This window comes from Streptomyces typhae (assembly GCF_009755605.1).
GTDB lineage: Bacteria > Actinomycetota > Actinomycetes > Streptomycetales > Streptomycetaceae > Streptomyces > Streptomyces typhae.
The window spans coordinates 22,155-48,636 of record NZ_WPNZ01000036.1 but is presented as its reverse complement, the minus strand read 5'-3'; the positions used below and the strand labels follow the sequence as shown (position 1 = coordinate 48,636).

22 protein-coding genes and 6 tRNA genes are annotated in these 26,482 nt (G+C 70.8%); 13 read left to right on the top strand and 15 right to left on the bottom strand.

Annotation, left to right across the window (positions count from 1 at the left end; translation table 11 throughout):
• Window positions 1-3 precede the first annotated feature (3 nt).
• The 3 genes from GPA10_RS39665 to GPA10_RS43210 form a co-directional block, all read right to left on the bottom strand.
• A complete protein-coding gene (locus tag GPA10_RS39665; protein ID WP_157169649.1) occupies window positions 4-366 on the bottom strand; it encodes a hypothetical protein in 363 nt (120 codons plus the stop codon).
• 193 nt (window positions 367-559) lie between these two features.
• Window positions 560-633: transfer RNA gene (locus tag GPA10_RS39660), tRNA-Met, on the bottom strand.
• Between the two features lie 384 nt (window positions 634-1,017).
• Entirely contained in the window at window positions 1,018-1,482 is a 465-nt protein-coding gene (locus GPA10_RS43210; protein WP_246260579.1) for an ANTAR domain-containing protein, read from the bottom strand.
• 1,575 nt (window positions 1,483-3,057) lie between these two features.
• On the opposite strand from GPA10_RS43210, the gene cutA reads away from it, so the two are divergent.
• Window positions 3,058-3,381, top strand: coding sequence for a divalent-cation tolerance protein CutA (cutA, locus tag GPA10_RS39645; RefSeq protein WP_157169647.1), 324 nt, complete (start codon window positions 3,058-3,060; stop codon window positions 3,379-3,381).
• Here cutA and GPA10_RS39640 read toward each other — a convergent pair.
• Window positions 3,378-4,682, bottom strand: a complete 1,305-nt coding sequence (locus GPA10_RS39640) for a helix-turn-helix domain-containing protein (protein WP_157169646.1) — start codon at window positions 4,680-4,682, stop codon at window positions 3,378-3,380. The two genes, cutA and GPA10_RS39640, sit on opposite strands and share 4 nt — an antisense overlap.
• A 180-nt stretch (window positions 4,683-4,862) precedes the next feature.
• On the opposite strand from GPA10_RS39640, the gene GPA10_RS39635 reads away from it, so the two are divergent.
• The 3 genes from GPA10_RS39635 to GPA10_RS39625 are packed head-to-tail and all read left to right on the top strand — an operon-like array spanning window position 4,863 to window position 5,985.
• Entirely contained in the window at window positions 4,863-5,348 is a 486-nt protein-coding gene (locus GPA10_RS39635; RefSeq protein ID WP_246260577.1) for a hypothetical protein, read from the top strand.
• Complete coding sequence (locus GPA10_RS39630) at window positions 5,345-5,539, top strand: hypothetical protein (protein ID WP_157169645.1); 195 nt, start codon at window positions 5,345-5,347, stop codon at window positions 5,537-5,539. The genes GPA10_RS39635 and GPA10_RS39630 overlap by 4 nt, the downstream gene beginning before the upstream one ends.
• On the top strand, window positions 5,536-5,985 hold the full coding sequence (locus GPA10_RS39625; RefSeq protein WP_157169644.1) for a hypothetical protein: 450 nt from the start codon (window positions 5,536-5,538) through the stop codon (window positions 5,983-5,985). The genes GPA10_RS39630 and GPA10_RS39625 overlap by 4 nt, the downstream gene beginning before the upstream one ends.
• A gap of 122 nt (window positions 5,986-6,107) precedes the next feature.
• Here GPA10_RS39625 and GPA10_RS39620 read toward each other — a convergent pair.
• The 4 genes from GPA10_RS39620 to GPA10_RS39605 all read right to left on the bottom strand — a co-directional run bounded on the left by GPA10_RS39620 (window position 6,108) and on the right by GPA10_RS39605 (window position 10,059).
• Window positions 6,108-6,180, bottom strand: a tRNA-Lys gene (locus tag GPA10_RS39620).
• Between the two features lie 161 nt (window positions 6,181-6,341).
• A complete protein-coding gene (locus tag GPA10_RS39615) occupies window positions 6,342-8,678 on the bottom strand; it encodes a DEAD/DEAH box helicase (protein WP_157169643.1) in 2,337 nt (778 codons plus the stop codon).
• 312 nt (window positions 8,679-8,990) lie between these two features.
• Window positions 8,991-9,569 (bottom strand): hypothetical protein, encoded by a 579-nt coding sequence (locus GPA10_RS39610; protein ID WP_343041833.1) that lies wholly within the window; start codon window positions 9,567-9,569, stop codon window positions 8,991-8,993.
• Between the two features lie 139 nt (window positions 9,570-9,708).
• Window positions 9,709-10,059, bottom strand: a complete 351-nt coding sequence (locus tag GPA10_RS39605) for a metallopeptidase family protein (RefSeq protein WP_058849882.1) — start codon at window positions 10,057-10,059, stop codon at window positions 9,709-9,711.
• A gap of 80 nt (window positions 10,060-10,139) precedes the next feature.
• On the opposite strand from GPA10_RS39605, the gene GPA10_RS39600 reads away from it, so the two are divergent.
• The 4 genes from GPA10_RS39600 (at window position 10,140) to GPA10_RS39585 (ending at window position 12,063) form a co-directional block, all read left to right on the top strand.
• Entirely contained in the window at window positions 10,140-11,699 is a 1,560-nt protein-coding gene (locus GPA10_RS39600) for a metallophosphoesterase family protein (RefSeq protein ID WP_157169642.1), read from the top strand.
• An 82-nt stretch (window positions 11,700-11,781) separates the two neighbouring features.
• Window positions 11,782-11,854, top strand: a tRNA-Glu gene (locus tag GPA10_RS39595).
• A gap of 38 nt (window positions 11,855-11,892) precedes the next feature.
• Window positions 11,893-11,967: transfer RNA gene (locus tag GPA10_RS39590), tRNA-Asp, on the top strand.
• Window positions 11,968-11,989: 22 nt separating this feature from the next.
• A tRNA-Phe gene (locus GPA10_RS39585) sits at window positions 11,990-12,063 on the top strand.
• A gap of 71 nt (window positions 12,064-12,134) precedes the next feature.
• Here the strand turns inward: GPA10_RS39585 and GPA10_RS39580 are convergent.
• The 3 genes from GPA10_RS39580 to GPA10_RS39570 all read right to left on the bottom strand — a co-directional run bounded on the left by GPA10_RS39580 (window position 12,135) and on the right by GPA10_RS39570 (window position 14,283).
• Complete coding sequence (locus GPA10_RS39580; RefSeq protein WP_343041832.1) at window positions 12,135-13,049, bottom strand: cytochrome c biogenesis CcdA family protein; 915 nt, start codon at window positions 13,047-13,049, stop codon at window positions 12,135-12,137.
• Complete coding sequence (locus GPA10_RS39575; protein WP_157169641.1) at window positions 13,046-13,807, bottom strand: DsbA family protein; 762 nt, start codon at window positions 13,805-13,807, stop codon at window positions 13,046-13,048. The genes GPA10_RS39580 and GPA10_RS39575 overlap by 4 nt, the downstream gene beginning before the upstream one ends.
• 65 nt (window positions 13,808-13,872) lie before the next feature.
• Window positions 13,873-14,283: a hypothetical protein gene (locus GPA10_RS39570; RefSeq protein ID WP_157169640.1), complete on the bottom strand. Its 411-nt coding sequence runs from the start codon at window positions 14,281-14,283 to the stop codon at window positions 13,873-13,875.
• 83 nt (window positions 14,284-14,366) lie between these two features.
• On the opposite strand from GPA10_RS39570, the gene hrpA reads away from it, so the two are divergent.
• From hrpA to GPA10_RS39555, 3 genes are all read left to right on the top strand, one after another.
• On the top strand, window positions 14,367-18,320 hold the full coding sequence (gene hrpA / locus GPA10_RS39565; RefSeq protein WP_157169639.1) for an ATP-dependent RNA helicase HrpA: 3,954 nt from the start codon (window positions 14,367-14,369) through the stop codon (window positions 18,318-18,320).
• 107 nt (window positions 18,321-18,427) lie between these two features.
• Window positions 18,428-18,502, top strand: a tRNA-Asp gene (locus GPA10_RS39560).
• A gap of 568 nt (window positions 18,503-19,070) precedes the next feature.
• The gene (locus GPA10_RS39555; protein ID WP_157169638.1) at window positions 19,071-19,283 is read left to right on the top strand and encodes a DUF6274 family protein; all 213 of its coding nucleotides are present in this window, start codon (window positions 19,071-19,073) and stop codon (window positions 19,281-19,283) included.
• Between the two features lie 597 nt (window positions 19,284-19,880).
• Here the strand turns inward: GPA10_RS39555 and bldC are convergent.
• Both bldC and GPA10_RS39540 read right to left on the bottom strand, forming a co-directional pair.
• Window positions 19,881-20,087, bottom strand: a complete 207-nt coding sequence (bldC, locus tag GPA10_RS39550; protein ID WP_003949541.1) for a developmental transcriptional regulator BldC — start codon at window positions 20,085-20,087, stop codon at window positions 19,881-19,883.
• A gap of 553 nt (window positions 20,088-20,640) precedes the next feature.
• Window positions 20,641-21,564 carry a DUF8083 family protein gene (locus GPA10_RS39540; protein WP_343041831.1) on the bottom strand — a complete coding sequence of 308 codons (924 nt, stop codon included), beginning with the start codon at window positions 21,562-21,564 and terminating at the stop codon, window positions 20,641-20,643.
• Window positions 21,565-21,811: 247 nt separating this feature from the next.
• On the opposite strand from GPA10_RS39540, the gene GPA10_RS39535 reads away from it, so the two are divergent.
• Both GPA10_RS39535 and GPA10_RS39530 read left to right on the top strand, forming a co-directional pair.
• Complete coding sequence (locus GPA10_RS39535; protein WP_058849890.1) at window positions 21,812-22,894, top strand: Leu/Phe/Val dehydrogenase; 1,083 nt, start codon at window positions 21,812-21,814, stop codon at window positions 22,892-22,894.
• A gap of 302 nt (window positions 22,895-23,196) precedes the next feature.
• Window positions 23,197-23,451 carry a DUF3073 domain-containing protein gene (locus GPA10_RS39530; protein WP_058849891.1) on the top strand — a complete coding sequence of 85 codons (255 nt, stop codon included), beginning with the start codon at window positions 23,197-23,199 and terminating at the stop codon, window positions 23,449-23,451.
• A 198-nt stretch (window positions 23,452-23,649) separates the two neighbouring features.
• Here the strand turns inward: GPA10_RS39530 and purM are convergent, their stop codons facing one another.
• On the bottom strand, window positions 23,650-24,750 hold the full coding sequence (gene purM, locus GPA10_RS39525) for a phosphoribosylformylglycinamidine cyclo-ligase (RefSeq protein ID WP_157169635.1): 1,101 nt from the start codon (window positions 24,748-24,750) through the stop codon (window positions 23,650-23,652).
• A gap of 37 nt (window positions 24,751-24,787) precedes the next feature.
• Window positions 24,788-26,314 carry an amidophosphoribosyltransferase gene (gene purF / locus GPA10_RS39520; protein WP_058849893.1) on the bottom strand — a complete coding sequence of 509 codons (1,527 nt, stop codon included), beginning with the start codon at window positions 26,312-26,314 and terminating at the stop codon, window positions 24,788-24,790.
• Between the last annotated feature and the right edge of the window lie 168 nt (window positions 26,315-26,482).

Below are 26,482 nucleotides of genomic sequence, written 5' to 3'. Positions count from 1 at the left end.
CCCTCAGTTCCGATCCACTCCGATGGCGACGAGGAGCTGTTGGCCCGAAGCGGGGCACGGGGGCCCGTCCCGGGACGCGGCGCCGGCTCCCGGGCCGGAGGCGGCAGCCGCGAGGTCGTCGGAGCCGCGCGCCGCCGGGGAGGTGGCGCCCGCGCCTTCGGGGCGCTCCCGGTCCGCGGGCTGCGCGGCGAGCGCGGCGGCGTGCGCGGAACCGGCGTGCTCGCCGTGCGCGGGCCCCGGGCAGACGTGGTGCGCGGGTGCGGCGGCGGCGACGGGGCTCGTGGCGGCGAGCCCGTGCGGCCCGTGGCACACACCGGCGAACAGTGCACAGATGGTCAGCAGCACCACTGACAGCACGTACCGCACCCGACTCATAGTGACCACAACGCTACGCATGGCACACGACCGAGGGCAAAGCCCGCCGCCGACAACGGCGCGAAACGTCGGCACGATCAGCTGAAAGCCGCTGGAGCGACAGGCGGGGTGACGGGAGAAGCGACAGGATCGCACATGCCGAAGGCCCGGAATCGAATGAACGATTCCGGGCCTTCGTTTTCAGTAGCGGGGACAGGATTTGAACCTGCGACCTCTGGGTTATGAGCCCAGCGAGCTACCGAGCTGCTCCACCCCGCGTCGGTGAACCCAACAGTACGGCATGCCGGACGCGAATAGCGAATCGGTTCCCCGGCCGGGCTCAGTCGCGCAGCAGCTGCCCGCTTCCCCCCGGGCCCGGCGCAGGCCGGCCAGGTACACACCGAACTGCTGCCGCCGCTCGCTCATGTCCACCATGGGCCCCTTCGCCGGGTCGCACCACAGCAGTTCGAGGTGCGCGTCACTGACACGCACGTTCAGGGTGAGGGCGTCCAGGCCGAGCAGGCGGGCGGCGCCGGGAGCCAGAGCGGCGTCCGGAGTGTGCCCTTTGCGCACGGCGTGGTGGAGGCGGGACGGGAAGGCATCCGGGCCGTCGTGAGGTGGTGGGCGCCGCCCGAAGCGTCGTCCCCTGCGTCGCGGCGCATGTCAGCGTGCCGTGATGAGGTCGGCCGGGGTGACCCCTCGTGCCACCTCCGCGGCCGGTTCGGTGAGTTTCTGCTGCCGGGAGCGGGCGTGGTTGCGCAGCCGGGCGAATGCCTCGTCCACGTCGACTCCGAGTCGGGAGGCGAGTGCGCCCTTGGCCTGTTCGATCACGATGCGGGATCCCAGGGCTGACTCCAGTTGGCCGATGATCTCGTCCTTGGTCAGCAGCGCCCGACGGTGGTGCAGGCAGACCCCGGCAGCATCGGCCAGCGCCTGGGCCAAGCGCAAGCTCTCGCGCGTCGGAACGCGTCCTCCAGCACTCATCAGGTTGAGGGCGCCGAGCAGATGCCGCGGGGTACGCAGGGGCACGGCGGCGACGCTGGTGATGCCCGCGCTCAGCGCGCGGCGGGTGAGAAGGGGCCAGAGCCTGCGGCTGGGGTGGGCGGCGTTCAACAGAACGGGGGCCATTGCGTTGCCAGGTGCGGGTGCTGTCCAGGCAGGGGCCCTCGCCGAGTTCGATCTGGTCTTCTTCCGGGCGGCTGCAGGTTTCGTCGGAGGCGGTGAGGTAGTCCACCTCTCCGGCCTCGTCGAGGATGGTGACCCCTGCCGAGCGCACGCCCAGCAGGCTGACCGTGTGCGTCGTCAGATCGTGCAGCAGTTCCAGGATGTCGAAACCGTCCGTGCGCGAGGCCAGATCGAGCACGCTCTGGGCGGCAAGGACGTCACGAGGCGTGACAGACACGGAAAGTCCGTTCCGACGCCTCCCGGGCAGATGTGGACGAGCGGGATCAGGGCCCGTGAACAAACGCGCTGAGAGGCGCGCCGAAGTGGGGCTGGCTGCAGGGAGCCATGGTGTGCCCGATGACGGATAGCTCCGGGGGCCTCGATTCGCGTTTGCCCGTCCGAGCCGTCGCTGTGGCCGACTCCAAGGGCGGGGACGACTCACGGGACGCGGCCCAGCGTAGCCACGTCGGGGCATGCTGCGTGTCCCCTGACATGAGCAATCTCGGTCATCTTCCGTGGGAGTCACTCATGGCTGTCGGCGACGCTTGAAACGGCCGTGGCTGACGCGCTCCTCCCGGACCTGTGGTTCCACCGGACCGACGACTTCGCGATCGACGGCATCGAGGTCTCGGGCGAGGCCGACGGTGAAGGAGTGCGGGCGGGCAGGTCCCCGGCTCAAGCCTCCCGTCCCGCCGAGCATCGCGACGTCGCCCGGCTACCCGGTGCGGGGCGAGTGGGTATGCAGCCGTCGGCGGCTTACGCGCACGTGGTGCTGGCTGGTACCGATGCGTCGTCGGCTCTGGCTCATTAGACGGCGGCTGCGTTCGATGGCCTCGCGGGCGTTCCGCAGCAGTTTCTGGGTGTCGCTCCCGCGGGGCTGCTCGGTGGCTTCCGGAGAATTTCCCATTGCTGCACCTCAAAGCCTAGAGGTGGACGGCTTGGATCTGATGACCACCCGGTGCGCGGGTACCTTGCTGCCATCGGCAAGAAACATGGCGCCGTGGACGGCCTCGAACGCCGCCGCAGACCCCTCCCGACTCGCGACTCGCGGAGATGAAGCCGTTCCGGAAAGTGAGCGGCCATAGCGCCTGGCAGGCCCCGTCCGCTCACGCGTCGCTCACGCACGAGCCGGAGAACGCGGCAGCGCCCGAGCCCACCGAAGTGGACCCGGGCGACCTTCACCACCGACGGCACGATCAACACCGTCGCCATGCAGCGGTCGCCGTGATCACCGGCGGCTACTCCCGTGGCGGCTTCGTCGCCATCTGGTACTCCACCTCGCACGTCGGGGTACTCGTGTGGGCGGCCGGCGTCCCCGAGCACTCGGTCCCCCGCGCGCCGAGACTGCCCCGGAGAGGCAGGTCCGCATGAACATCGGGGAATGGGCGGCACTCATCGCAGCCGGCGGATCCGTCCTGGGCAGCGGCGGCTGGTTCGTCGCCCACGCCGCCCGGACCGGCGTCTGACCACCGCGGCCCCGCCCTCCTCCGGGAGAGCGGGGCCGCTTTCGCCATGTCCGAACGCCGATACCCTCGCCGCATGGCTGACTGCGTGCAGGTATCCACCGCCACCGAGAACCGTGACCAGGCCGTCGAGTTGGCGCGCACCGCCGTGCGCGACCGGCTCGCCGCAGGTGCCCAGATCATCGGCCCCGTCACCTCCGTGTTCTGGCACAACGGAGAGTTCGGCACCGGCGAGGAATGGCAGCTGCTCCTCAAGACCACCACCGACCGGTACCCGCAGCTCGAGAAGCACCTGGTGGACAACCACCCGTGGCAGAACCCGGAGGTCTGCGCGCTGCCGATCGTGGCCGCCCCGGACGCCTGCCTGGAGTGGATCCGTTCGTGCACCGCCGCCGACTAGAAGCGGGCCTGCTCCAGCACTTCGACGACCGCGGGCAACGCCCGGTACCGGGCCGCTGACAGCTCTGCCAGGACCGGCTCCAGCCGACGCCTTGGCCGCACCGACGCCACTCCGTCCGACAGAGCCAGCGCACGGCTGGTCACGACTGCTGCCTGCTCTGCCTCGCCCGCTGTGAGGTAGGCCTGCGCGAGCCACGAGGAGTACAAGGCCTTGTCCCGTGCGTGGCTGTCGTCGTACCGGGCCAGGGCCTGCTCCAGCACGGGCACCGCCCGCAGCGGACGGCGCAGCTCTGCCCAGCACCGGCCCGTCATGATGTCCAGTTCGGTGCTGTCCACCCACGTCGCCCAGTCCGGCTGCGGCTGCGGCTGCCCGTCGGCCTCGGCCAGCGCTTCGTGGGCTGCGACCAGGGACCGCTCTGCTTCGGTCGCCAGGTCGGCGACAGCACACGCCCATGCCCGCCGCTCGTGCAACAGCGCGCGCACGCTGGCGGGCGTGCGGCCGTCAATGGTGTCCGTGGACCGGCTCGCGATCTCGGCGCCTGCCCGCCGGTCTCCGCCGAGCCGCTGGTACGCGAGGAACGCGAGCGCGTTGCCCACCAGTGCCGGGGCGCCCGCGTCGAGCGCGGCCACCCGGCTCGCCTCGTACAGGCTCGTCGCGTCCGCCTCACGTCCGCCGTCGAACGCCGCCCATCCGGCCTGCTGCGCCTGTTCCGCGAGGACGGACAGCAGCGCGCGGCCGGTGGCCTCGTCGTAGGTCGCATCACGAAGCAGCTTCTTCGTGGCCTGGTACTCGGCCGTATACACCCTGTACGTGTCGCCGCCGCCGAGGACTTCGTCGAGGCGACGCAGTCGCGCGGTGCGCTCGCGCAGGCAGGTGACCTTGGCGGGACCGATCCTGCCGGACGGGCGGGCCAGGAAGGCCGGCATGGTGGCGGCGAGCCCGGCGACCCCGAGAAAGTGACGGCGAAGCAACTCCTCGCCCACCTCCGCCCCTACCGAGGCGTGCGGCCCCGTCTCCCACGGCCGTTCGGCCAGACCCACCAGGCGCCCAGGGATGCGCAGCGCATCGCAAATCTGAGCGATCTTTTCGAAGGTTGCCACCTCGCCCCGGCCTCGCGCCAGGGTCCCGACGCGGTCGGGCTTGATATCGCACTCGGCCGCGATCTGCGAGTAGCTGATCCCTGCACGCTTCCGGGCCAGACGGAACACGGTCCCGAAGTCGTGGCGGGCGGCTGCGGCGCGCAGCTCGCTGTCACCCACGAGCCATGCCGGGAGGGCTGTCGGCGGCGTGTATCCGGTCATGCGCTGCACTCTTCCGTGCGGTCGCAGCCAGCGGCGGCGTATCCAGGAAAGCTCTACCCATCATGGGGATACCCGCGCGGGGGACGAAGGCTGACGGGTGCTCCCAGGACAGTCGGCAACAAAGCGCCCCGGCGGCCGCGCGAACAGCCCCGGGGCATGGCCGACTGAGATGGAGTCGACATGGCCGACACTACGAGCCCCCGGACCGGCGAGGAAAGCAGCGCACGGGAGCAGGACGCGGACCACGCCGCGATCCGGGACTGGCTCACCCAAGCCCACCCCGCCCTGCGGCGCCCCGAGTGGGCGCGTCACGGCGTCACGATCCTCCCCCTCGGAATCCGCTTCGACGCACTCCGCATCCCTGCCCCACGCGTCCACACAGCCGTCGGAAGCAGCGACACAGCGACCGTCGACGTCGCCCTGCGTGCGCACATGCACGGGCCCGTCGTCCGCGACACCCGCACCGACTGCTACTACGTCCTCGTAGCACCCGGCGCCACCTGGGACGGCCCCGGCGCCCGCCTCACCAGCGGCACATTCGTCGCCGTACCCCGCAGCCACCACCAGGCCTCACCCGTCACCTGGACCGTACCCCCACAGCACCGCGACGACCTGTGCGACCCCGCAGACCTCGCCGCCCTCCTGGCCCTGGCAGTCGAGTCGTGAGCGCCACCACCGCGGAGCTGAACGCGACAGCGACGCGGGTCTACGCGACGTACACAGGACACCTGAACTACTGCCCGCCCTGCCAGCGCACGGACTACTGCCCGACCGGGGCCCGCCTGCGCCGGGCCTGGAGGGACGCCCAGGGCGCCGCCACCCGAGCCCTCCGGGAGCGCACGGGAGACACGCGGTGATCCGCATCGCCCGCGCGGACCTGGACTGGCTGCTCCCGGCCGGCGCCGACCTCGACGTCGTCACCGCCGCGTGGTACAACGGCACCCTCGCCCCGATCCCCGTGGGCCGCCTCTGGGACGCCATCCAGCTACCCAAGCACTTGGGCTGGCCCACCCTGAACTGCTTGCACAGGGCCCGGCACAGCGTGGGCGCCTCACTACAGGGGTCGTCCTACTTCTACGTCCTCGTGCCACCCGGCGGCGCCGCGATCTGGAAGGCACCCGCCACGGTGGCACTCAGCCGGGGCGACAAGCTGGCCGTACCGGACCCCGCACAGCAGGTACCGCTCACGCCGTCGTCCCGCACGTGGATCATCCCGCCCCGCCTGCCCCTCGCCCTCTCCAACCCCACCGCGCTGCGCAACGCCTACCTGGCCGCCCGGCGCGAGGCCAGCCCCAACATATGAAGGTCAGCTAACGAGGTCGGCGAAGGGGACGCCGAGGGCGTCGGCGATACGGACGAGCGTGTCCAGGAGCGGGCTGGACTGGCAGGCCCAGGTCGCGTACTCGCTGACCTGGGCCTGAGCCGTAGACCGTGTGGGACTCGAACCCACAACCAATGGATTAAAAGTCCACTGCTCTGCCAATTGAGCTAACGGTCCTCGCCGACAGGACGTCGGCGCACCCATGAGCATAGCCGGACGGGCCTCGGCTTCCGATCGGGTATCGGCTACTGGGGGGTCGCGGGCCGGGCCGGGGTACGGGAAGGCCCGTACGACGCGGGCGTCGTACGGGCCTTCACTCGCTGGTGCGGATCGGCGGATCAGCCGTTGCGCTTCCAGCGCGGCTTCTCGTCGCGGCGGCCGAAGGAGCCGGTGCCGGAGCCGGAGCCGCGGTTGTAGGACGGGCGGTCGTGGCCGCCGGAGCGGTGGCCGCCCGAGGGGCGGTCGTCGCGGCGGTCGCGGTTGAACGGGCGGTCGCTGCCCCGGTGGCCGGACGGGCGGTCGTCACGGCGGAAGCCGCCACGGTCGCCACCGCGGTCGCGGTTGAAGCCACCGCGGTCGTCACGGCGGTCGTCACGGCGGAAGCCGCCACGGTCACCGCCACGGTCGCGGTTGAAGCCGCCGCGGTCGTCACGGCGCTCGAAGGAACGGCCACCCCGGTCGTCACGGCGGTCGTCACGGCGGAACCCGCCACGGTCGCCACCGCGGTCGTCGCGGTTGAACGGACGACGGTCGTCACGGTTGAAGCCACCGCGGTCGTCACGACGGTCGCGGTTGAAGCCGCCACGGTCGTCACGGCGCTCGAAGGAACGGCCACCCCGGTCGTCACGGCGGTCGTCACGGCGGAAGCCACCACGGTCACCGCCACGGTCGCCACCGCGGTCACCCCGGTCGTCGCGGTTGAACGGGCGACGCTCGCGCTCGTAGTTGCCGCGCTCGTCACGGGCCGGACGGCGCTGCTCGTACGACGGACGGTCCTCGCGGGCCGACGGACGCTCGGGCGCGGACTGCTCGGGAACCGACGCCGCAGCGGGCTCGGCCACGGCCTCGGCGGAGGCCTCGGTCGCGGCGGCGGCCTCGGTGACCGCGGCCACCGGGTCCTCGCCGCGCTCACGGGCGGCGCGGGCGGTCAGCCGGTCGGCCTCCTCGCGCAGCTCGGCGGCGCGGCGCTGCGCGCGCTCCAGTTCCTTGGTGAGGTCACGGACCTCACGCTCGGCCTGGGTCGCGGCGTTGCCCGCGGAGTCGGCCTGCACCTCGGTCATGGAGCGGGCGCCGGTGATCTCGGCGACCTCCGGGTCGAAGGAGCCGCCGCCGTTGATGATGTGGCGCGAGGCGTCGACGCCGGCGTCCTCCATGAGGCGGAAGATCTGGCGGCGCTGGTGCGGGAGCGACAGGGACACGACCGTGCCGCTGCGGCCCGCGCGGGCCGTACGGCCGGAGCGGTGCAGGTAGTCCTTGTGGTCGCCGGCCGGGTCCACGTTCAGGACCAGGTCGATGCCGTCGACGTGGATGCCGCGGGCGGCGACGTCGGTCGCGACGAGCGCGTTGACGTAACCGTCCTTGAAGTCGGCGAGGGTGCGGGTGCGCGCGCCCTGCGTCATGCCGCCGTGCAGGGCGTCGGCCTTCACACCGGCGTCGCGGAGCTGCTCGGCGATGCGGTCGGCGCCCAGCTGGGTGCGGACGAAGATGATCGTGCGGCCCTTGCGGGCGGCGATGGCGGCCGTGACGGGCGCCTTGTCGCGCGGCTTCACGATCAGGATGTGGTGCGTCATGGTCGTGACGTTGCCCTGGGCGCTGTCGACCTCGTGCGTCACCGGGTTGTGCAGGTAGCGCTTGACCAGCGTGGAGATCTCGTTCTCCATGGTGGCCGAGAACAGCATGCGCTGGCCGCCGGCCGGTACTTGGTCGAGCAGCTCGGTGACCTCGGGCAGGAAGCCCAGGTCGGACATCTGGTCGGCCTCGTCGAGGACGGCGACCTCGACGTTCTCCAGGGAGCAGGCGCCGCGGTTGATGATGTCGCGCAGGCGGCCCGGGGTGGCGACGAGGATGTCGACGCCGCGCTCCAGGGCGTAGATCTGGTTGCCCATGGACGTACCGCCGCAGACGACCTTCATCTTCAGGCCGAGGACGTCGCCGTAGGGCTGGAGGGCGTCGGCGACCTGCATCGCCAGCTCGCGGGTCGGGGTCAGGATGACCGCGCGGGGCTTCTTCTTCTCGGTGTGGCCGTCGGCGAGGCGCGCCAGGGTCGGCAGACCGAAGGAGAGCGTCTTGCCGGAGCCGGTGCGGCCGCGGCCGAGGATGTCCTTGCCGGCCAGGGCGTCCGGGATGGTCGCGGCCTGGATCGGGAAGGGGGTGTGCACGCCGTTGCGCGCGAGCTTGCGGACGACGCCGTCGGGCAGACCGAGGTCGCCGAAGGTGATGCCGTCGTCCTCGGTTCCGGCGGACCCCTCGGGCGCGTCGGCGGACTCCTCGGGCGCGTCGGCGGACACCGCGGTCACGTCGACGGGTCCTTCGGTCACCTCGGCGGAGGCCACCGCCACGTCGGCGGCGGGGGCGTCGACGCCCTGGGCCTCGGTCTCGACCGCGACGGACTCGGTGATGATCTGGGTCTCGTCCTGGACCTGGGCAGCCTGAACGTCAAAACTGGAAATGGACATGCGAAATGCGAAACCTTCCGGAGTCTCGGCACGCGCCCACAACTCCGTGATTTCGCGATGGACCGCCTCTATGCGGTCAGCCACGGCAAGGGAGAGTACGCGCCACGCGGCGCTCTCTTTGGCGGCGCCGGGCAAATGGGATCAAACGATCTACCACCATACGCACCCCCCACCCCATATGGCAAACGCCCACCATATCGGGGCTGTGCACCCCCTGCCGGCCTGGGCGGGACCGGCCCAAGCGGGACCGGCTTACGCGGGACCGACCCAAGCAGGACCGACCCAAGCGGGACCGGCCCAAGCAGGACCGACCTAAGCAGGACCGGCCTGCGGCGAGGGCTCCCCCCGCCCCGCGGGCTCCCCGATGCCGCCGTGCGCGGACGAGGAGGGCTCGGGGGAGGTGGGCTCCTGGGTGGGGGTGGGCGTGGGGGACGAGGGCTCCGGCGGGGGCGTGCTGCGGGTCGGGCGCGGGCCCGGTCGGGTGCGGGTGGGCGTCGGGCGGCCGCCGTCGCTGCTGGGGGTCACGCTCGAACCGTCGCCGCTGTCGCCCCGCGGGGGCTCGTCGTCCACGGCGGCGTCCTTGCCGCGTCCGGCGGCGGCCTTCGTGCCTGCGCCGCCGTCCGTCCCCTTCGCGCGCTTCTTCCCGCCCCCCTTGCCGTCCTTGCCGTCCTTGCCGCCCTCGCCCTTGCGGCCGCCCTCGGCGTCGGGCCCGCCGACCCCGCCCGGGGGCACGGATCCGCCGTCCGGCACGGTGTCCCCGCTCCGTTCACCGGCGGAGCGGGCGGGGACGGGGGCGCCGCTCCCGTCGTCGCCGATGCTCATACAGCCCGTGGTGGCCGCGACGGCCACCACGGCCGCGGCCCACCGGACGGTTTCGTACAACTGGCGCACGGCCGAGCACCTCCGAGGGCGCTGGGGGAAGGGACGCCCTGCCCAACTCCCGGGCCCCGCAGGAGGACACGGACGCGGGCGGCCGCGCCGCCGTGCGGCCGTGAACCGGCACCCCCACCGCACGGCGAGCGGGGCGGCCTCAGCCGTAGCCCAGGGCGTGCAGGCGGTCGTCGTCGATGCCGAAGTGGTGGGCGACCTCGTGGACGACGGTGATCTCCGTCTCGGCGACGACGTCCTCGCGGGACTCGCACATCCGCAGGGTGGGCCCCCGGTAGATGGTGATGCGGTCGGGCAGGACGCCCGCGTACCACTCGCCGCGGTCGGTGAGCGGGGTGCCCTCGTAGAGACCCAGCAGCTCGGGATCGTCGCTGGGCGGCTCGTCCTCGACGAACACCGCCACGTTGTCCATGAGCCGCGTCAGCTCCGGAGGAATCCGGTCGAGCGCCTCGGCCACCAGTTCCTCGAACTCCTCGCGCGTCATCTCCAGCACCCGCCCATTGTCGACCACGCCGGGCGGCCCCCACCTCCCGGACGGGCATGGCGACCGCCGGGCACGGGCATACGGGCCCAATGGGGCGCCTCGTTCCGGTCGTCATGCGAAGCCTGCGCGGTCTGCGCAGGACGCCGACAGCTCTCGTACGCCGCTACCGCGCAGGTCACTCACCACCGACGGCGGACCTCACCCGCGCCCCGCACCCGTTCGGCCGCGCTCTCGGCCTGGTCACGGTGGTGGTCCTCGGCGCCTGGCTCGGCCTCCTGGTGGTGGGCAGTGTCCGCACCTCGGTGGGGCCGATGGACACGCGGATGCAGCTCCGCCCGTCCCTGACCGGCGGGACGAAGATCGACGTGTCCCCGCTCGGCGCCCTGGAGCTGAACTCGCACGTGGCACCGATCCGCCTGGACGTGGAGGTGGACCGCCTGGACCCGGTGCGGTCGGAGGCCCTCGTCGACCACCCGGAGCGGATCTCGGGGATGCAGGAGGAGGTGGCGGGGGACGTCGCGCACGGCACCCTCGACCTGGCGGTACGGTCCTGCGCCGCCGTGGTCGCGGGGGCGACGGCACTGGGCCTCGCGGTGTACCGCAGGCCGCGCAGGGCCCTGGCGGCGGGCGGCCTTGCGCTGGCGCTCCTCGCGGCGTCGGGCGGAGTGGCGTACGCGACGTGGAACCCGAAGTCGGTTCTGGAGCCGAAGTTCTCCGGCCTGCTCAGCAGCGCGCCCTCCGTCGTCGGCAACGCCCGCAGCATCGTGAGCGAATTCGACGTCTACCAGCGCGAGTTGGCCCGCCTGGTGACGAATGTGACCAAGCTGTACGACGTCACGTCGACGCTCCCCGCGTACGAACCGGACCCGTCGACGATCCGCGTGCTGCACGTGTCGGACATCCACCTCAACCCGGCGAGCTGGAAGATCATCGCCTCCCTCGTGAAGCAGTACGAGATCGACGTGATCGTGGACTCCGGGGACACGATGGACCACGGGACGGCGGCGGAGAACGCGTTCCTGGACCCGATCGAGGACCTCGGGGCGCCGTACGTGTGGGTCCGGGGCAACCACGACTCCTTCGCGACGCAGAAGTACCTCAAGAAGCTCAAGAACGCGCACGTCCTCGACGGCGGGAAGGCCGTGGACGTCGCGGGTCTGCGGTTCGCGGGCATCGGGGACCCCCAGTTCACGCCGGACCGCTCGGAGAAGCAGGAGGGCGACGCGGTGGAGGAGATGGCGGGCATCAACCTCGCCACGTCCCTGTACGACCAGGCCGCCAGGGGCAGGCCGGTGGACGTGGCGGTGACGCACAACCCGACGGCGGCGAGGCGGACGGACGGGGCGGTGCCGCTGGTGCTCGCGGGTCATGTGCACCACCAGGAGATGGAAGTCATGGAGCGCGGCACGCGGCTGCGGATCGAGGGCTCGACGGGCGGCAGCGGGCTGCGGGCCGTCGAGGACGAGCACCCCGACCCGGTCGAGACCTCCGTGCTCTACCTGGACCGCGCCACCAAGCGTCTCCAGGCCTGGGACGAGATCAAGCTGGGCGGCCTCGGCCTCACGAAGGCCGAGGTCAGCCGCCACCTCCCCAAGGAGAACCAGCCCGGCGCCGACCCCTCGACGCCCCCACCGGCGCCGCCCTCGTAAACCGTTTTGGCGATCCCTCCTCCCATCCCATATGCTTCTCACGTCCCCGACGCGCTGCAAAGCGCCCACGGCGGGCCTCTTAGCCCTCATCGTCTAGTGGCCCAGGACGCCGCCCTTTCAAGGCGGTAGCACGGGTTCGAATCCCGTTGGGGGCACGCAACACCTGTGCGAGACTGGTGCTCGCACAAAGCTTGGTCCTGTGGAGCAGTTTGGAGTGCTCGCCACCCTGTCAAGGTGGAGGCCGCGGGTTCAAATCCCGTCAGGACCGCTTGCAGCCCCAGCGGCTGCGTGGCTGGGTAGCTCAGTTGGTACGAGCGATCGCCTGAAAAGCGATAGGTCGCCGGTTCGATCCCGGCCCCAGCCACCTCTTCCCGAAGGCCCCGTCCACTTGGACGGGGCCTTCGGCGTTGCCCGCGACCGGAAAGCCGGAGGCGACTAGGCGTCCGAATCAGCAGAGGCGGGGGCGGAGGCAGAGGCGGGGGCGGAGGCAGAGGCGGAAGCGGAGTCAGGGGCAGGGGCAGGGGCAGAGGCAGAAGCGGAGGCCCGTCGCCGCAGCAGCACCAAGCACCCCACCCCCGCCACGACCCCCACCAGCAGCACCCAGTCCGGCACCGCTTCCCCGACCCGGGAAGCCCACTCCTGCACGGCGAACGAGTCGTCCACATCCAGCAGCCCCGGCAGCGCGGCAGCCCCGTCGTACGCCAGGAACAACCCCCCGAGCAGCACGAAGAACAACCCGGACAACACGGACGTCGTATGCAGCTCGAAGCGCCACAGCCGGAACACCCGCCCCCGGAGCCACCTCCGCCGCCCCAGCTCGAACCGCTCCCACAGCACGGCGAGGACGAACAGCGGCACCGCCATCCCGAGGGCGTACACACCGAGCAGAGCGCCCCCGTACACGGGGGATCCGCTCACGGCCGCCACGGTCAGCACGCTCCCGAGGATGGGGCCCGCGCAGAACCCGGCAAGCCCGTACACCGCCCCGAGCGCGTACACGGACACCGCCGTGGTCGGGCGGATCCGCCCGGACAGCTCGGCCATGCGCCGGGAGGCGAACCCGAGCCCCACCACCTGCGCCACCCCGAGCGCGATGATCAGCCATCCGGCCCAGAGGACCAGCTGCTCCCGGTGCCCGAAGAAGAACCGCCCTGCCACGGACCCCGCGGCCCCCAGGGGCACGAGCGTCGTGGCGAGGCCGGCGTAGAAGATCCCGGTACGGGCGAGCAACCGGGAGGTGGAGTCGATCGAGTAGGCGAAGAACGCGGGCAGCAGCAAGGCGCTGCACGGACTGACCAACGCGAGCAGCCCCGCCAGGAAGGCGGCGAAGTACCCGACGTCGGGGCTCACTTCGCACCCCCACCGGCCTGCGCGGCGGCGGTCTCGATGGCCCGCTCGAACACCGCGTCGGGCTGCGCCCCGGCGATGGGCTGCCCGTTGATGAGGAAGGACGGCGTGGAGGTGGCGCCGAGCCTGTACCCCTCTTCCTGGTCCTTCTTCACGGCGGCCCGAGCCCCCTCGCTGTCCGCGTCCTTGGCGAACCGGTCCACGTCCTTGACCCCGGCCTGTCGGGCCAGCTCCTTCAGGCGGCCGTCCCCGAAGCCCTTCTCCTTGGCGCCGTCGGCGTACGCGGCCTCGTGGAACTGCCAGAACCGCCCCTGCCGCCCCGCGGCCCAGGCGCCGCGGGCGGCCCGCTCGGAGTCCTCGCCGAAGATGGGGAAGTTCCGCCACTCGATGCGCAGGGTCCCGTCCGGCACGTACTTCTTCACCAGGTCGGGTTCGGTGTCGCGGGCGAACTTCCCGCAGAAGCCGCACTTGAAGTCGGCGTACTCGATCATGACGACGGGGGCGTCGGCCTTGCCCTGGGCGAGCGGATCGCCGGCGTCGCGCCGGGCGAGGGCTTCGAGTTCGGAGTGGGCGCCCTCGCGGGGAGCGGCGGAGGCCCCGGACGACGCGGCCGAGTCCCCCTTCCTCGCGGCGGCGGACGGCTCCTCCGGCTTGGTGGCGGTGTACGAGGCGAACCCGAGCAGACCGGCGGCGACGGCGACGCCGGCGACGATGGCGAGGTTCTTCTGGCGGTTACGGCGGTCACGGGCGGAAGACGCCATGAGGATGCACTTCTCCTGTTACTGCATACGAGACAAAAGGGACTCCTGAGGGGGACAGGGCCCGTCTACACACGCAGTACGGAGAGATCTATGGGCGAGGGCGACACGAGAGCGGGCGGGGCCCGCCCGGGTGCGAGGCACAGCGCGGTCTGGTCGACGCCCCAGGAAGAGGCATCGGCCCGGTTGTCGTAGAGGGCGGGAAGCAGCTCGTAGGAGGAGGGGAACCGCGGCGGAGCGGCGGGCCGCTGCGCGTCGTCGCCCTGCCCGCGCCCGCACCCGGGCACACCGGGCAGGTCCCTGGCCTGCGGCACGGAGGCAGCCCTGACGGATGCACCGGCCCCGGCCCCGGCCTCGGCCCGCACGGAGGTCACCCCGGCGAAGCCTCCGGCTGCGGTCCCGCACAGCACGCCCACTCCGAGCACGACGACCAGCACCCCCGCCAGGGAGCACCACACAAGCCGCGCTCGGGACCACATGCCCGGAATCGTACGTGCTCCCCCGTGCCCCACGGGAAATCAGTTGGCCGTTCCCGAGCCGCGGGTGAGATCCTGGACCGCGTATGTCTACGCAGCCCGCCCTCACCCTCGACGCCCTCGCCCCCCGCCTGACGGAGCTCTCGCTGCGCGACGAGCACCGCATCGGCCGGCGGCTCGAAGGCGCGCGCCGCATCCGCAAGCCCGAGGCACGCGCCGCCGTCCTCGCGGAGGTGGCGCAGGACGTGGAGAAGGCGGCGGCCAGGATGGCGGGCCGCGCCACGGGCGTGCCCGCGATCACGTATCCCGAGCAGCTCCCGGTCAGCCAGAAGAAGGACGACATCCTTCAGGCGATCCGCGACCACCAGGTCGTGATCGTGGCGGGCGAGACGGGCTCGGGCAAGACGACCCAGATCCCCAAGATCTGCCTGGAGCTCGGCCGCGGCATACGCGGCCTGATCGGCCACACGCAGCCGCGCCGCATCGCGGCCCGCACGGTCGCGGAGCGGGTGGCGGAGGAGCTGAACACCCCGCTGGGCGAGGCGGTCGGCTGGAAGGTCCGCTTCACCGACCAGGTGAACCAGGACAGCACGTACGTGAAGCTGATGACGGACGGCATCCTGCTGGCCGAGATCCAGACGGACCGCGAGCTGCGCGCGTACGACACGATCATCATCGACGAGGCGCACGAGCGCAGCCTCAACATCGACTTCCTGCTCGGCTATCTGGCCCAGCTGCTGCCGAAGCGCCCGGACCTGAAGGTCGTGATCACCTCCGCGACCATCGACCCGGAGCGTTTCTCGCGCCACTTCGGGGACGCCCCGATCGTGGAGGTGAGCGGCCGGACGTATCCGGTGGAGGTCCGCTACCGCCCGCTCCTGGAGGAGGAGGGCGACGACCCGGACCGCGACCAGATCACGGCGATCACGGACGCGGTGGAGGAGCTCCAGGCGGAGGGCAAGGGCGACATCCTGGTCTTCCTGTCCGGTGAGCGCGAGATCAGGGACACGGCGGACGCGCTGAACAAGAAGAACTACCGGTTCACGGAAGTCCTCCCCCTGTACGCCCGCCTGTCCCACGCCGAGCAGCACCGCGTCTTCCAGCGGCCCGGCGCGGGAACAGCCCGAAGAATCGTCCTGGCGACGAACGTCGCCGAGACGTCCCTGACGGTGCCGGGCATCAAGTACGTGATCGACCCGGGCACGGCCCGCATCTCGCGCTACAGCCACCGCACGAAGGTGCAGCGCCTGCCCATCGAGCCGGTCAGCCAGGCGAGCGCCAACCAGCGCAAGGGCCGCTGCGGCCGTACGTCGGACGGCATCTGCATCCGGCTGTACTCGGAGGACGACTTCGAGGCCCGCCCGGAGTTCACGGACGCGGAGATCCTCCGGACGAATCTGGCGTCCGTCATCCTCCAGATGACGGCGGCGGGACTCGGCGACATCGAGAAGTTCCCGTTCATCGATCCGCCGGACCACCGCAACATCCGGGACGGCGTACAGCTCCTCCAGGAGCTCGGTGCCCTCGACCCCGCCCAGAAGGACCCGAAGAAGCGCCTGACGCAGCAGGGCCGCAAGCTGGCCCAGCTCCCGGTGGACCCGCGGCTCGCCCGGATGGTCCTGGAGGCCGACAGGAACGGCTGCGTGCGCGAGGTCATGGTGGTCGCGGCCGCCCTGTCCATCCAGGATCCGCGCGAGCGCCCCGCCGAGAAGCAGACGCAGGCCGACCAGCAGCACGCCCGCTTCAAGGACGAGACGTCCGACTTCCTGGCGTATCTGAACCTGTGGCGGTATGTGCGGGAGCAGCAGAAGGAGCTCGGCTCGTCCGCGTTCCGCCGCATGTGCAAACGGGAGTTCCTGAACTTCCTGCGCATCCGCGAGTGGCAGGACATCTACTCCCAGCTGCGTACGGTCGCGAAGCAGATGGGCATCCAGCTGAACGACAGCGACGCCGGTGAGAAGCAGGTGCACCTCTCGCTGCTCGCGGGGTTGCTGTCGCACATCGGCATGAAGGACGTGAAGGACGGCGCGAAGAACGAGTACCTGGGGGCGCGGAACGCCAAGTTCGCGATCTTCCCGGGCTCGGCGCTGTTCAAGAAGCCGCCGCGCTTCGTGATGTCCGCGGAGCTCGTCGAAACGTCACGCCTGTGGGCCCGGGTGAACGCGCGCGTCGAGCCGGAGTGGGTCGAGCCGCTCGCCCAGCACCTGCTGAAGCGCACGTACAGCGAACCGCACTGGGAGAAGGACCAGGCGGCCGTGATGGCGTACGAGAAGGTGACGCTGTACGGCGTCCCGCTCGTCACCGACCGCAAGGTGAACTACGGGCGGATCGACCCGGAGGTCTCCCGCGACCTGTTCATCCGCAACGCGCTCGTCGAGGGCGACTGGCGCACCCACCACAAGTTCTTCGCCGCCAACCGCAGGCTGCTCACCGAGGTCGAGGAGCTGGAGCACCGCGCCCGGCGCCGCGACATCCTCGTCGACGACGAGACGCTGTTCGACTTCTACGACCAGCGGGTGCCCGCGCACGTGGTGTCGGGGGCACACTTCGACTCCTGGTGGAAGAAGAAGATCCACGAGGATCCCGAGCTGCTCGACTTCGAGCGGTCGATGCTCATCAACGAGCGCGCCGGTGACGTCTCGAAGAACGACTATCCGGACACCTGGCGGCAGGGGCCGCTGAAGTTCCGGGTCACCTACCAGTTCGAGCCGGGCGCGGACGCGGACGGCGTGACCGTCCACCTACCCCTCCAGGTGCTCAACCAGGTCTCGTCCGACGGCTTCGACTGGCAGATCCCGGGGCTGCGCGAGGACGTGGTGACGGAGCTGATCCGCTCCCTGCCGAAGCCGATCCGCCGCCACTACGTCCCGGCGCCCAACCACGCCAAGGAGTTCCTGCGGCGGGCCACGCCCCTCCAGGAGCCGCTGCACGTGACGCTGGCGCGCGAGTTGCAGAAGATGGTCGGGGTGCCGGTGCACGGCGACGACTTCGACCTGACCCGCGTACCGGACCACCTGAAGATCACCTTCCGGATCACCGACGAGCGGCGTCGCAAGCTGGCCGAGGACAAGGACCTGGAGGCCCTGAAGCTCCGCCTCAAGCCGAAGGCCCGCAAGGCCCTGTCGCAGGCCGCCGCGGCCACGGCGGAGCGCTCGGGCGGGGAGTCCGTGGAGCGCGCCAGCCTCACGGACTGGACGATCGGGACGCTCTCGCGCGTCTTCGAGACCCGCAGGGCCGGACAGCCCGTGAAGGCCTACCCGGCCCTCGTCGACGACGGTGACACCGTCTCCGTACGCCTCTTCGACACCGAGGCGGAACAGGCGCGGGCGATGTGGCGCGGCACCCGCCGCCTCATCCTGCGCAACATTCCGGTGAACCCGGGCAAGTTCGCCCAGGACAAGCTCACCAACCAGCAGAAGCTCGCCCTGTCGGCGAACCCGCACGGCTCCATGCAGGCCCTCTTCGACGACTGCGCGCGGGCCGCCGCCGACAAGCTCATCGGCGACTTCGGGGGGCCCGCGTGGGACGAGGAGTCGTACCGCAAGCTGTACGAGAAGGTGCGCGCCGAGATCGTCGACGCGACCGTGCACGCGGTCGCCCAGGTGCAGCAGGTCCTCGCCGCCTGGCAGGCCTGTGAGCGGCGCCTGAAGTCCACGAGGAGCCCGGCGCTGCTGCCGAACCTCGCGGACGTGCGCGGGCAGCTCGACGCCCTCGTCAAGCCCGGCTTCGTCACGGACACGGGCGTGCGCCGCCTGCCCGACCTGATGCGCTACATGGTCGCAGCCGACCGCAGGCTCCAGCAGATGCCGACGAACGTCCAGCGCGACACCACGCGCATGGAGAAGGTCCGCGAGATGCAGGACGAGTACGCCTGGCTGCTCGAACAGCTCCCGCAGGGGCGGCCGGTGCCGCGGGAGGTCCTGGACATCCGCTGGATGATCGAGGAGCTGCGGGTCAGCTACTTCGCGCACGCGCTCGGCACGGCGTACCCCGTCTCCGACAAGCGCATCGTGAAGGCGATCGACGCCGCCGCTCCCTAGCCCCCCGGCCGTGAGCGCCCGCTCACACAGAGCGAGTTCGACCAGGGAGCCGCGCTGCTGTACAGTCTTTTTCGCAGCCCAGGGAGGTAATCGGAGCTGCGAAACCTGGTCCTGTGGAGCAGTTTGGAGTGCTCGCCACCCTGTCAAGGTGGAGGCCGCGGGTTCAAATCCCGTCAGGACCGCAGTAAAGAAGTGGGCCGCACCCTCGGGGTGCGGCCCACTTCGGCGTTCGCCCCGCTCGCCACCCTGCCAAGGTGGAGGCCGCGCCCGCGGCGCAGCCGCAATCGACACAGCAAATCCCGTCAGGACCGCAGCAACCAAGCAGGCTCCACCCCCAGGATGCGGCCCACTTCTGCGTTCGCCCCGCTCGCCACCCTGCCAAGGTGGAGACCGCGCCCGCGGCGCAGCCCCAAACGACACAGCACACCCCGTCAGGACCACAGCAACCAAGCAGGCCCCACCCCCAGGATGCGGCCCACTTCTGCGTTCGCCCCGCTCGCCACCCTGCCAAGGTGGAGGCCGCGCCCGCGGCGCAGCCCCAATCGACACAGCAAATCCCGTCAGGACCACAGCAACCAAGCAGGCTCCACCCCCAGGATGCGGCCCCACCCCCAGAGCGCGGCCCACTTCGCCGATCAGCGCACGCCGCAACCCCCGCGCCCCCGCGAGCAAAGCGCAGGCTTGACGGCGTCACATTCCGCCGGTACCCCAGAAAAGGGAGCGAGCCGCGCGCTCCCGAGGAGGTGGCGCATGTCCGCAACCGCCCGGCACGAGACCCGTGCCCTGCTGCGTGCCCATCTCGCGGCGGCCACCCGCTACCGCCATCTGACCCGGCACTGCCCCATCTGCCATCGACTCCTGCGGCTCGCCATGGAGCCCTCCGCCACGGAGCCCTCCAGCGATGCCACAGAAGCCTCTGAGGCGGATGCGGCACGCGAGGACGAAAGGCCCCCCAAGGCATGACCAAAGGCGCCCCACGGGCCGCCTGCCGGGTGGGAAGCTGAGCCAAGGGCGGGCGCCCCACCCCGGCGCCGAAGACCTGCGCGGAACCCCGGCAGCCCCCTTTAGCGCACCGGCAACAGGACCAACAAGCCGGATCCCGTGTGACGGTAGTCACCGAACGAGTTTCAAAAACCCTGGAACTTACCCCCGCCCTACAACGGGTCAATCAAATATGTGCCATTGCACTTGCCGCTGACAGGGTCCCCCAGGGATCAACAGGACGCCTCACAGAGGCCCCCAACAGCGCGCAACCGGAGTTCACGCGGGCCCCGCGGGGGCGTTGCAAGGGCGTCGCGGCGGCGCCCGAGGCATCCGCGCCGGCGTCCACAGGGCGCCTACCCAGTGGTCGCGGGCATAAAAAGATCGCGCTGGACCCGGCGGAGTCCAGCGCGATCGACGACTCACCCAAGTGGTTCGGGCGTGGGGCCCGTTGGGGCGGGTCCCGTGTCGCGTAGAGCCATATGTCGGACGTTACGGCCAGGTTGGGGGACCCGGCAGCGGTGGAACGTGTCGTCCGATGTGTACTGCTTACTGCTGCTTACTGCACAAACGCCCTGCTCAGGCCTCACTGCGCTGCTGCGGGATGCCCGCAAGCAGAGCGCGGACCTCAGCCTCGCGGTAACGGCGGTGACCGCCGAGCGTACGAATCGACGTGAGCTTGCCAGCCTTGGCCCAGCGCGTGACCGTCTTCGGGTCGACGCGGAACATCGTGGCAACCTCAGCCGGGGTCAGCAGCGGCTCGGCATCAGGGGTGCGAGCGGTCATGAGCGGCCTCCTCGGGAGAACCGAACCTTCTCGGTTCATTCCTCTAAATTCTGCACCTTGACCCGCGTTGCCCGAAATGGCGGACGCGAGTCGAGTCGGTTATAGGACGAACGGCTTGTCCTCGGCACTACAACTACACCATCCGTCCAGCCGCGTCGGCCAAACCGATGGAATTGCCCTCCCAGGTGTCCATCCGCGACGGAAGCCGATGGACCATGCCATAGCGGACAGTCACGTCACAGTGACGATCAGTCACAGAGCGATCAGGAGTCAACAGACCCCCCATAGCGCGCAATGCCAAGTATTCCGCCCTTAGTTGGACGGATGGAACCCTGTCCGGACTCCTTGTCCTATTTTGGCATGAGGAGGGGCGATCAGCGCAAGAGCGAGTTAAGTGCGGTCCATCACGCTTGAGGCAAAGGCCCGGATCGGGACCTACGTCCCGTTGGCGGGACACGGACCTCCCCGGGCCCGGCCCGACGGGCCCGTCGGCGCCCCGCACGAAGGAGAAATGTATAGGCGAGCGGCGGCGAGAAGAGACGAGAAGGGCTCGTCAGTTCGAGAACTGTCGCTCCCGGACCGCCCGCCAGCGCTCCACGAGCCTTGCATACGCCTCGCCGGCCCCCACCCCGTCCCCGGCCCGCAGCGCCTCGATCCCGGCGGCCACGTCCCGAGCCGAGTGGTCCTCGTCGAGCATGTCGCCGGGGAGGGCGTGCACCAGGCCGCCGTAGTCGAGCTCGACGAGCGAGCGCGGGTGGAACTCCTCCAGCCAGCGCCCCACGTCCACGAGGCCGTCGATGAGCGCCCCCTCGTCCATGGCGTCGCGCAGCGCCTTCAGACCGCGGGCCACCCGGCGCCGCGCCTGCACCATCGGCGTGCGGTACCGCAGCACCGGCGCCCCGCTGGGGGCCTCCGTGGCGGGTGCGGCGTCCGTGGTGTCCGTGGCGTCCGCGCCGTCCCCGGTGGCCGCCGCGGCCTCCGTGCCCTCGGTGTAGCGCTCGTAACAGCGCTCCTCGTCCGTGACGAGCACGAACCACGGCATCGGCACGTGCCAGGTCGCCGAGCGGATCCAGGGGCGCGCGTCGGGGTTCCGCGACAGCCACTGCTCGTAGTCAGCGGCGGCCTGCCGGCGCACCACCGGCGGCAGCACCGCGTCGAGGACCGGCGTCGGCAGCTGCCCGCCGAGGTCGCCCAGGGCCTGCCAGCCCCGCAGCCGGGTGCGCCAGGGACAGACGCACACCACCCCGTCGCGCTCCACCACGAACGCGTCGCTGCTCTCGTGCACCGGCACGGGCACGGGCGGCGTGGGCACCAAGTCGGCCAGCGAGCGGCGGAGTTCGTCCTGGTACGAGGGGCGGTCCGAGCGCCGGGCGTAGCGCGCCCAGTGGCTGCGTTCGGGCTCGGGGAAGGCAGCGAGTGGCTCATACACCCGCAAGTACGACGCGTACGGGACGATCACCGAGGACACCTTGGGCACGGCCCTCACCTCCCCCGCGTACCGGCTGGAAAACACTGCAAATCGTGCCATGGCCGAACAGCGCCGCACTCCGTCCCGCAACCCGTCCCGCAGCCCGCGCGCGTGAGCACCGTGACAGCCGGACAGAGTGATGCCGACCGCCGTGCGGCGGACGGGTCCCCTCAGGCTCTACTCTCTTGGCACACGGCGCCCGCCACCCGCACGGGCCACCCGTCCAACCGCCGCTATGTAACCGGGAGTCACCACCGTGACCGATGTAACCGACGGCGTCCTGCACACCCTGTTCCACTCGGATCAGGGGGGTCATGAGCAGGTCGTGCTGTGCCAGGACCGCGCCAGCGGACTCAAGGCCGTCATCGCCATCCACTCCACCGCCCTGGGCCCCGCCCTCGGCGGCACGCGCTTCTACCCCTACGCCTCCGAGGAAGCAGCCGTCGCCGACGCGCTCAACCTCGCGCGCGGGATGTCGTACAAGAACGCCATGGCCGGGCTCGACCACGGCGGTGGCAAAGCGGTCATCATCGGTGACCCCGACAAGATCAAGAGCGACGAGCTGCTGCTCGCCTATGGCCGGTTCGTGGCCTCGCTCGGCGGCCGGTACGTGACGGCCTGCGACGTCGGTACGTATGTCGCGGACATGGACGTGGTCGCGCGCGAGAACCGCTGGACCACCGGGCGCTCCCCGGAGCACGGCGGCGCGGGCGACTCCTCGGTGCTCACCGCCTTCGGTGTCTTCCAGGGCATGCGGGCCTCGGCCCAGCACCTGTGGGGCGAGGCGTCGCTGCGCGGCCGCAAGGTCGGTGTCGCGGGCGTCGGCAAGGTCGGCCACATCCTCGTGGAGCACCTCCTTGAGGACGGCGCCGAGGTCGTGATCACCGATGTCCGCGAGGACTCGCTGCTCCGTATCACCAGCAAGCACCCCGAGGTCACCGCGGTCGCCGACACCGACACGCTGATCCGCACCGAGGGCCTGGACGTGTACGCCCCCTGTGCGCTCGGCGGCGCGCTCGACGACGACACCGTGCCGGTGCTCACCGCGAGAGTGGTGTGCGGCGCGGCCAACAACCAGCTCGCCCACCCGGGTGTCGAGAAGGACCTCGCGGACCGCGGGATCCTCTACGCACCCGACTACGTGGTGAACGCGGGCGGTGTCATCCAGGTCGCCGACGAGCTGCACGGCTTCGACTTCGACCGGTGCAAGGAGAAGGCGTCGAAGATCTTCGACACCACGGTCGCCATATTCGCACGTGCGAAGCAGGATGGGATTCCGCCCGCCGCGGCGGCCGACAGGATCGCCGAGCAGCGCATCGCGGAGGCCCGCGGCCGCTGACACGCGACCGGCGCCCCCGCCGACCGGTTCCAGGCCCGCCGACGCCCCTCGGGAGACAAGACTCACCCCCGTCGGCGGGTCGCCTGCCAAGAAGAGGTTAAAATCGCAGCTGACCAGCGAGGAAAGGGCACCTTGCCGGTTGTGCGCCCAGGCGCGTCCTGCGGGCGACGTACCGTACGGCCGCAGGAGCAGGTACCGTGGAAGCCCTACGGACCGGTCTCTCCATGGAGAGTCCGTTCTAGATCATGAACGCGTGTCAAGACTCTGGGGCCATGAAGCCCCGATACCGAGGGGGTCGAGCCATGGGGCGCGGCCGGGCCAAGGCCAAGCAGACAAAGGTCGCCCGCCAGCTGAAGTACAACAGCGGCGGGACTGACCTGTCGCGTCTGGCCAATGAGCTGGGCGCTTCGACTTCGCAACAGCCGCCGAATGGTGAGCCGTTCGAGGACGAGGACGAGGAAGACGACCCGTACGCGCAGTACGCGGATCTGTACAACGACGACGAGGATGACGAGGACGACCAGTCCGGTCCCTCGCCGCAGCGCCGCGGTGCTTGACCTCGCGGTTCTCGTACATCACAGACATTCGCAGCTCGCACGGTTCTCGTAGCGACTGCACTTCACCCGGTCCGGGGTGGCGACACCGCCGGACCGGGTTTTGTGCTGTCCGCATACCCGTGTGCATACCCGTGCACATTCCCGTGCACGGGCGCGGGCCAGGCGCGGTGCGCGCCGGGCCCCGCGCGTCCGCGGTGGCTACTTCGCGTAGTCGCCCGTGAGCTCGGCGCCCGTCGCACGGTCGCCGCGGTCGGTGATCTCGCCGGCGATCCAGGCGTCCACACCGCGGTCGGCCAGGGTCGCGAGGGCCACGTCGGCCGAGTCCTGGGGGACGACGGCGATCATGCCGACGCCCATGTTCAGGGTCTTCTCCAGCTCCAGGCGCTCGACCTGCCCTGCCGTGCCGACGACGTCGAACACCGCGCCGGGGGCCCACGTGGAGCGGTCGACGGTGGCGTGCAGGGCGTCCGGGATCACGCGGGCGAGGTTCGCCGCGAGGCCGCCGCCGGTGATGTGGCTGAACGCGTGCACCGGCGTCGTGCGCGTCAGCGCCAGACAGTCCAGGGAGTAGATCTTCGTGGGCTCCAGGAGCTCCTCGCCGAGGGTACGGCCGAACTCGGGGACCTCGCGGTCCAGGGTCCAGCCCGCGCGGTCGAAGACCACGTGCCGGACCAGCGAGTACCCGTTGGAGTGAAGACCGGAGGACGCCATGGCGATCACCGCGTCACCCTTACGGATGCGATCCGGGCCGAGCACCTGGTCCGCCTCCACGACGCCCGTGCCCGCGCCCGCGACGTCGAAGTCGTCCGGGCCGAGGAGCCCGGGGTGCTCGGCGGTCTCGCCGCCGACGAGGGCGCAGCCCGCGAGGACACAGCCCTCCGCGATGCCCTTGACGATGGCGGCGACGCGCTCCGGGTGGACCTTGCCGACGCAGATGTAGTCCGTCATGAACAGCGGTTCCGCGCCGCACACCACGATGTCGTCCATGACCATGGCGACCAGGTCGTGGCCGATCGTGTCGTACACACCGAGCTGCCGGGCGAGGTCGACCTTCGTGCCGACGCCGTCCGTCGCGGAGGCGAGCAGCGGGCGGTCGAAGCGCTTGAGGGCGGAGGCGTCGAAGAGGCCGGCGAAGCCGCCGAGGCCGCCGAGGCCCGCGACCTCGGGGCGCTGCGTCTTCTTCACCCACTCCTTCATCAGCTCCACGGCGCGGTCGCCGGCTTCGATGTCGACGCCCGCGGCGGCGTAGCTGGCACCGGTGCCCGCCTGCGGAGCGCGCTCGGAGGACTCAGTGGACATGAGGTGAGAGCTTTCGTGTCGTTACTACGAGAGGGGCTTACGGGCGACGGATCGCGTCGGCCGCTGCCGTGGCCGCCGGGCCGGCTGCCAGCTCGGTCTCCAGGAGCTGCTTGCCGAGCAGCTCCGGGTCCGGCAGTTCCATCGGGTACTCGCCGTCGAAGCAGGCACGGCACAGGTCCGGCTTGTCGATGGTGGTGGCGTCGATCATGCCGTCGATGGAGATGTAGGAGAGCGAGTCGGCGCCGAGGGACGTGCCGATCTCCTCGATGCTCATGCCGTTGGCGATCAGCTCCGCACGGGTGGCGAAGTCGATGCCGAAGAAGCACGGCCACTTCACGGGCGGCGAGGAGATCCGGATGTGGACCTCGGCGGCGCCCGCCTCGCGGAGCATCTTGACCAGGGCGCGCTGGGTGTTGCCGCGGACGATCGAGTCGTCGACGACCACCAGGCGCTTGCCCCTGATGACTTCCTTGAGGGGGTTCAGCTTCAGCCGGATGCCGAGCTGGCGGATGGTCTGCGAGGGCTGGATGAAGGTCCGGCCGACGTAGGCGTTCTTGACGAGGCCGGCGCCGAAGGGGATGCCGGACGCCTCCGCGTACCCGATCGCGGCGGGGGTGCCGGACTCCGGGGTCGCTATGACGAGGTCGGCGTCGACCGGGGCCTCCGCCGCGAGCTTGCGGCCCATCTCGACCCGCGAGAGGTAGACGTTGCGGCCCGCGATGTCGGTGTCGGGGCGCGCCAGGTACACATACTCGAAGACACAGCCCTTGGGCTTCGCTTCCGCGAATCGGGAGGTGCGGAGGCCGTTCTCGTCGATGGCGACGAACTCGCCCGGCTCGATCTCGCGCACATAGCTGGCGCCGCAGATGTCGAGGGCGGCGCTCTCGGACGCGACCACCCAGCCGCGCTCCAGGCGGCCGAGCACCAGCGGACGGATGCCCTGCGGGTCGCGGCCCGCGTACAGCGTGTGCTCGTCCATGAAGACGAGGCTGAAGGCGCCCTGGACCTGGGGAAGCACCACTCCGGCGGCTTCCTCGACGGTCAGCGGCTTGCCGTCGGCGTCGGTCTGCGCGGCGAGCAGGGCCGTCAGCAGATCGGTGTCGTTGGTGGCCGCCACCCTCGTGGTGCGGCCCTCCTGCTTGGGCAGCTCGGCGACCATCTCGGCCAGCTGGGCCGTGTTGACGAGGTTGCCGTTGTGGCCGAGGGCGATGGAGCCGTGGGCCGTCGCGCGGAAGGTGGGCTGGGCGTTCTCCCAGACGGAGGCTCCAGTGGTGGAGTAGCGGGCGTGACCGACCGCGATATGTCCCTGGAGAGAACCGAGCGAGGTCTCGTCGAAGACCTGGGACACCAGGCCCATGTCCTTGAAGACGAGGATCTGGGAGCCGTTGCTGACCGCGATTCCCGCGGATTCCTGGCCCCGATGCTGGAGGGCGTAGAGCCCGAAGTACGTGAGCTTTGCGACCTCTTCGCCCGGAGCCCAGACACCGAAGACGCCGCAAGCGTCCTGGGGGCCTTTCTCGCCGGGGAGCAGATCGTGATTGAGTCGACCGTCACCACGTGGCACGACTCCGAGTGTAGGCGAGATCGACCACTGGTCCGAATTGGGGATACGGCCTCGGCACGCGCAGTGAGCGCGACGCCGTAGTGCTTCGGCTGTGCGACACCCCTGTGAACTGCGACGACAGCTTTGTGAACAGGGGCGCCGACGCGTTGACGTGTCTTTCGGCACGCC

Coding starts and splice junctions, on each gene's coding strand:
- GPA10_RS39615 (WP_157169643.1), bottom strand. CDS start 8,678: ATGTCCATTTCCAGTTTTGACGTTCAGGCTGCCCAGGTCCAGGACGAG.
- GPA10_RS39600 (WP_157169642.1), top strand. CDS start 10,140: ATGGGGCGCCTCGTTCCGGTCGTCATGCGAAGCCTGCGCGGTCTGCGC.
- bldC (WP_003949541.1), bottom strand. CDS start 20,087: ATGACCGCTCGCACCCCTGATGCCGAGCCGCTGCTGACCCCGGCTGAG.
- hrpA (WP_157169639.1), top strand. CDS start 14,367: ATGTCTACGCAGCCCGCCCTCACCCTCGACGCCCTCGCCCCCCGCCTG.
- GPA10_RS43210 (WP_246260579.1), bottom strand. CDS start 1,482: ATGGCCCCCGTTCTGTTGAACGCCGCCCACCCCAGCCGCAGGCTCTGG.
- GPA10_RS39575 (WP_157169641.1), bottom strand. CDS start 13,807: ATGGCGTCTTCCGCCCGTGACCGCCGTAACCGCCAGAAGAACCTCGCC.
- GPA10_RS39555 (WP_157169638.1), top strand. CDS start 19,071: ATGTCCGCAACCGCCCGGCACGAGACCCGTGCCCTGCTGCGTGCCCAT.
- GPA10_RS39635 (WP_246260577.1), top strand. CDS start 4,863: ATGGCCGACACTACGAGCCCCCGGACCGGCGAGGAAAGCAGCGCACGG.
- cutA (WP_157169647.1), top strand. CDS start 3,058: ATGGCTGACTGCGTGCAGGTATCCACCGCCACCGAGAACCGTGACCAG.
- GPA10_RS39640 (WP_157169646.1), bottom strand. CDS start 4,682: ATGACCGGATACACGCCGCCGACAGCCCTCCCGGCATGGCTCGTGGGT.
- purM (WP_157169635.1), bottom strand. CDS start 24,750: ATGTCCACTGAGTCCTCCGAGCGCGCTCCGCAGGCGGGCACCGGTGCC.
- GPA10_RS39570 (WP_157169640.1), bottom strand. CDS start 14,283: ATGTGGTCCCGAGCGCGGCTTGTGTGGTGCTCCCTGGCGGGGGTGCTG.
- GPA10_RS39530 (WP_058849891.1), top strand. CDS start 23,197: ATGGGGCGCGGCCGGGCCAAGGCCAAGCAGACAAAGGTCGCCCGCCAG.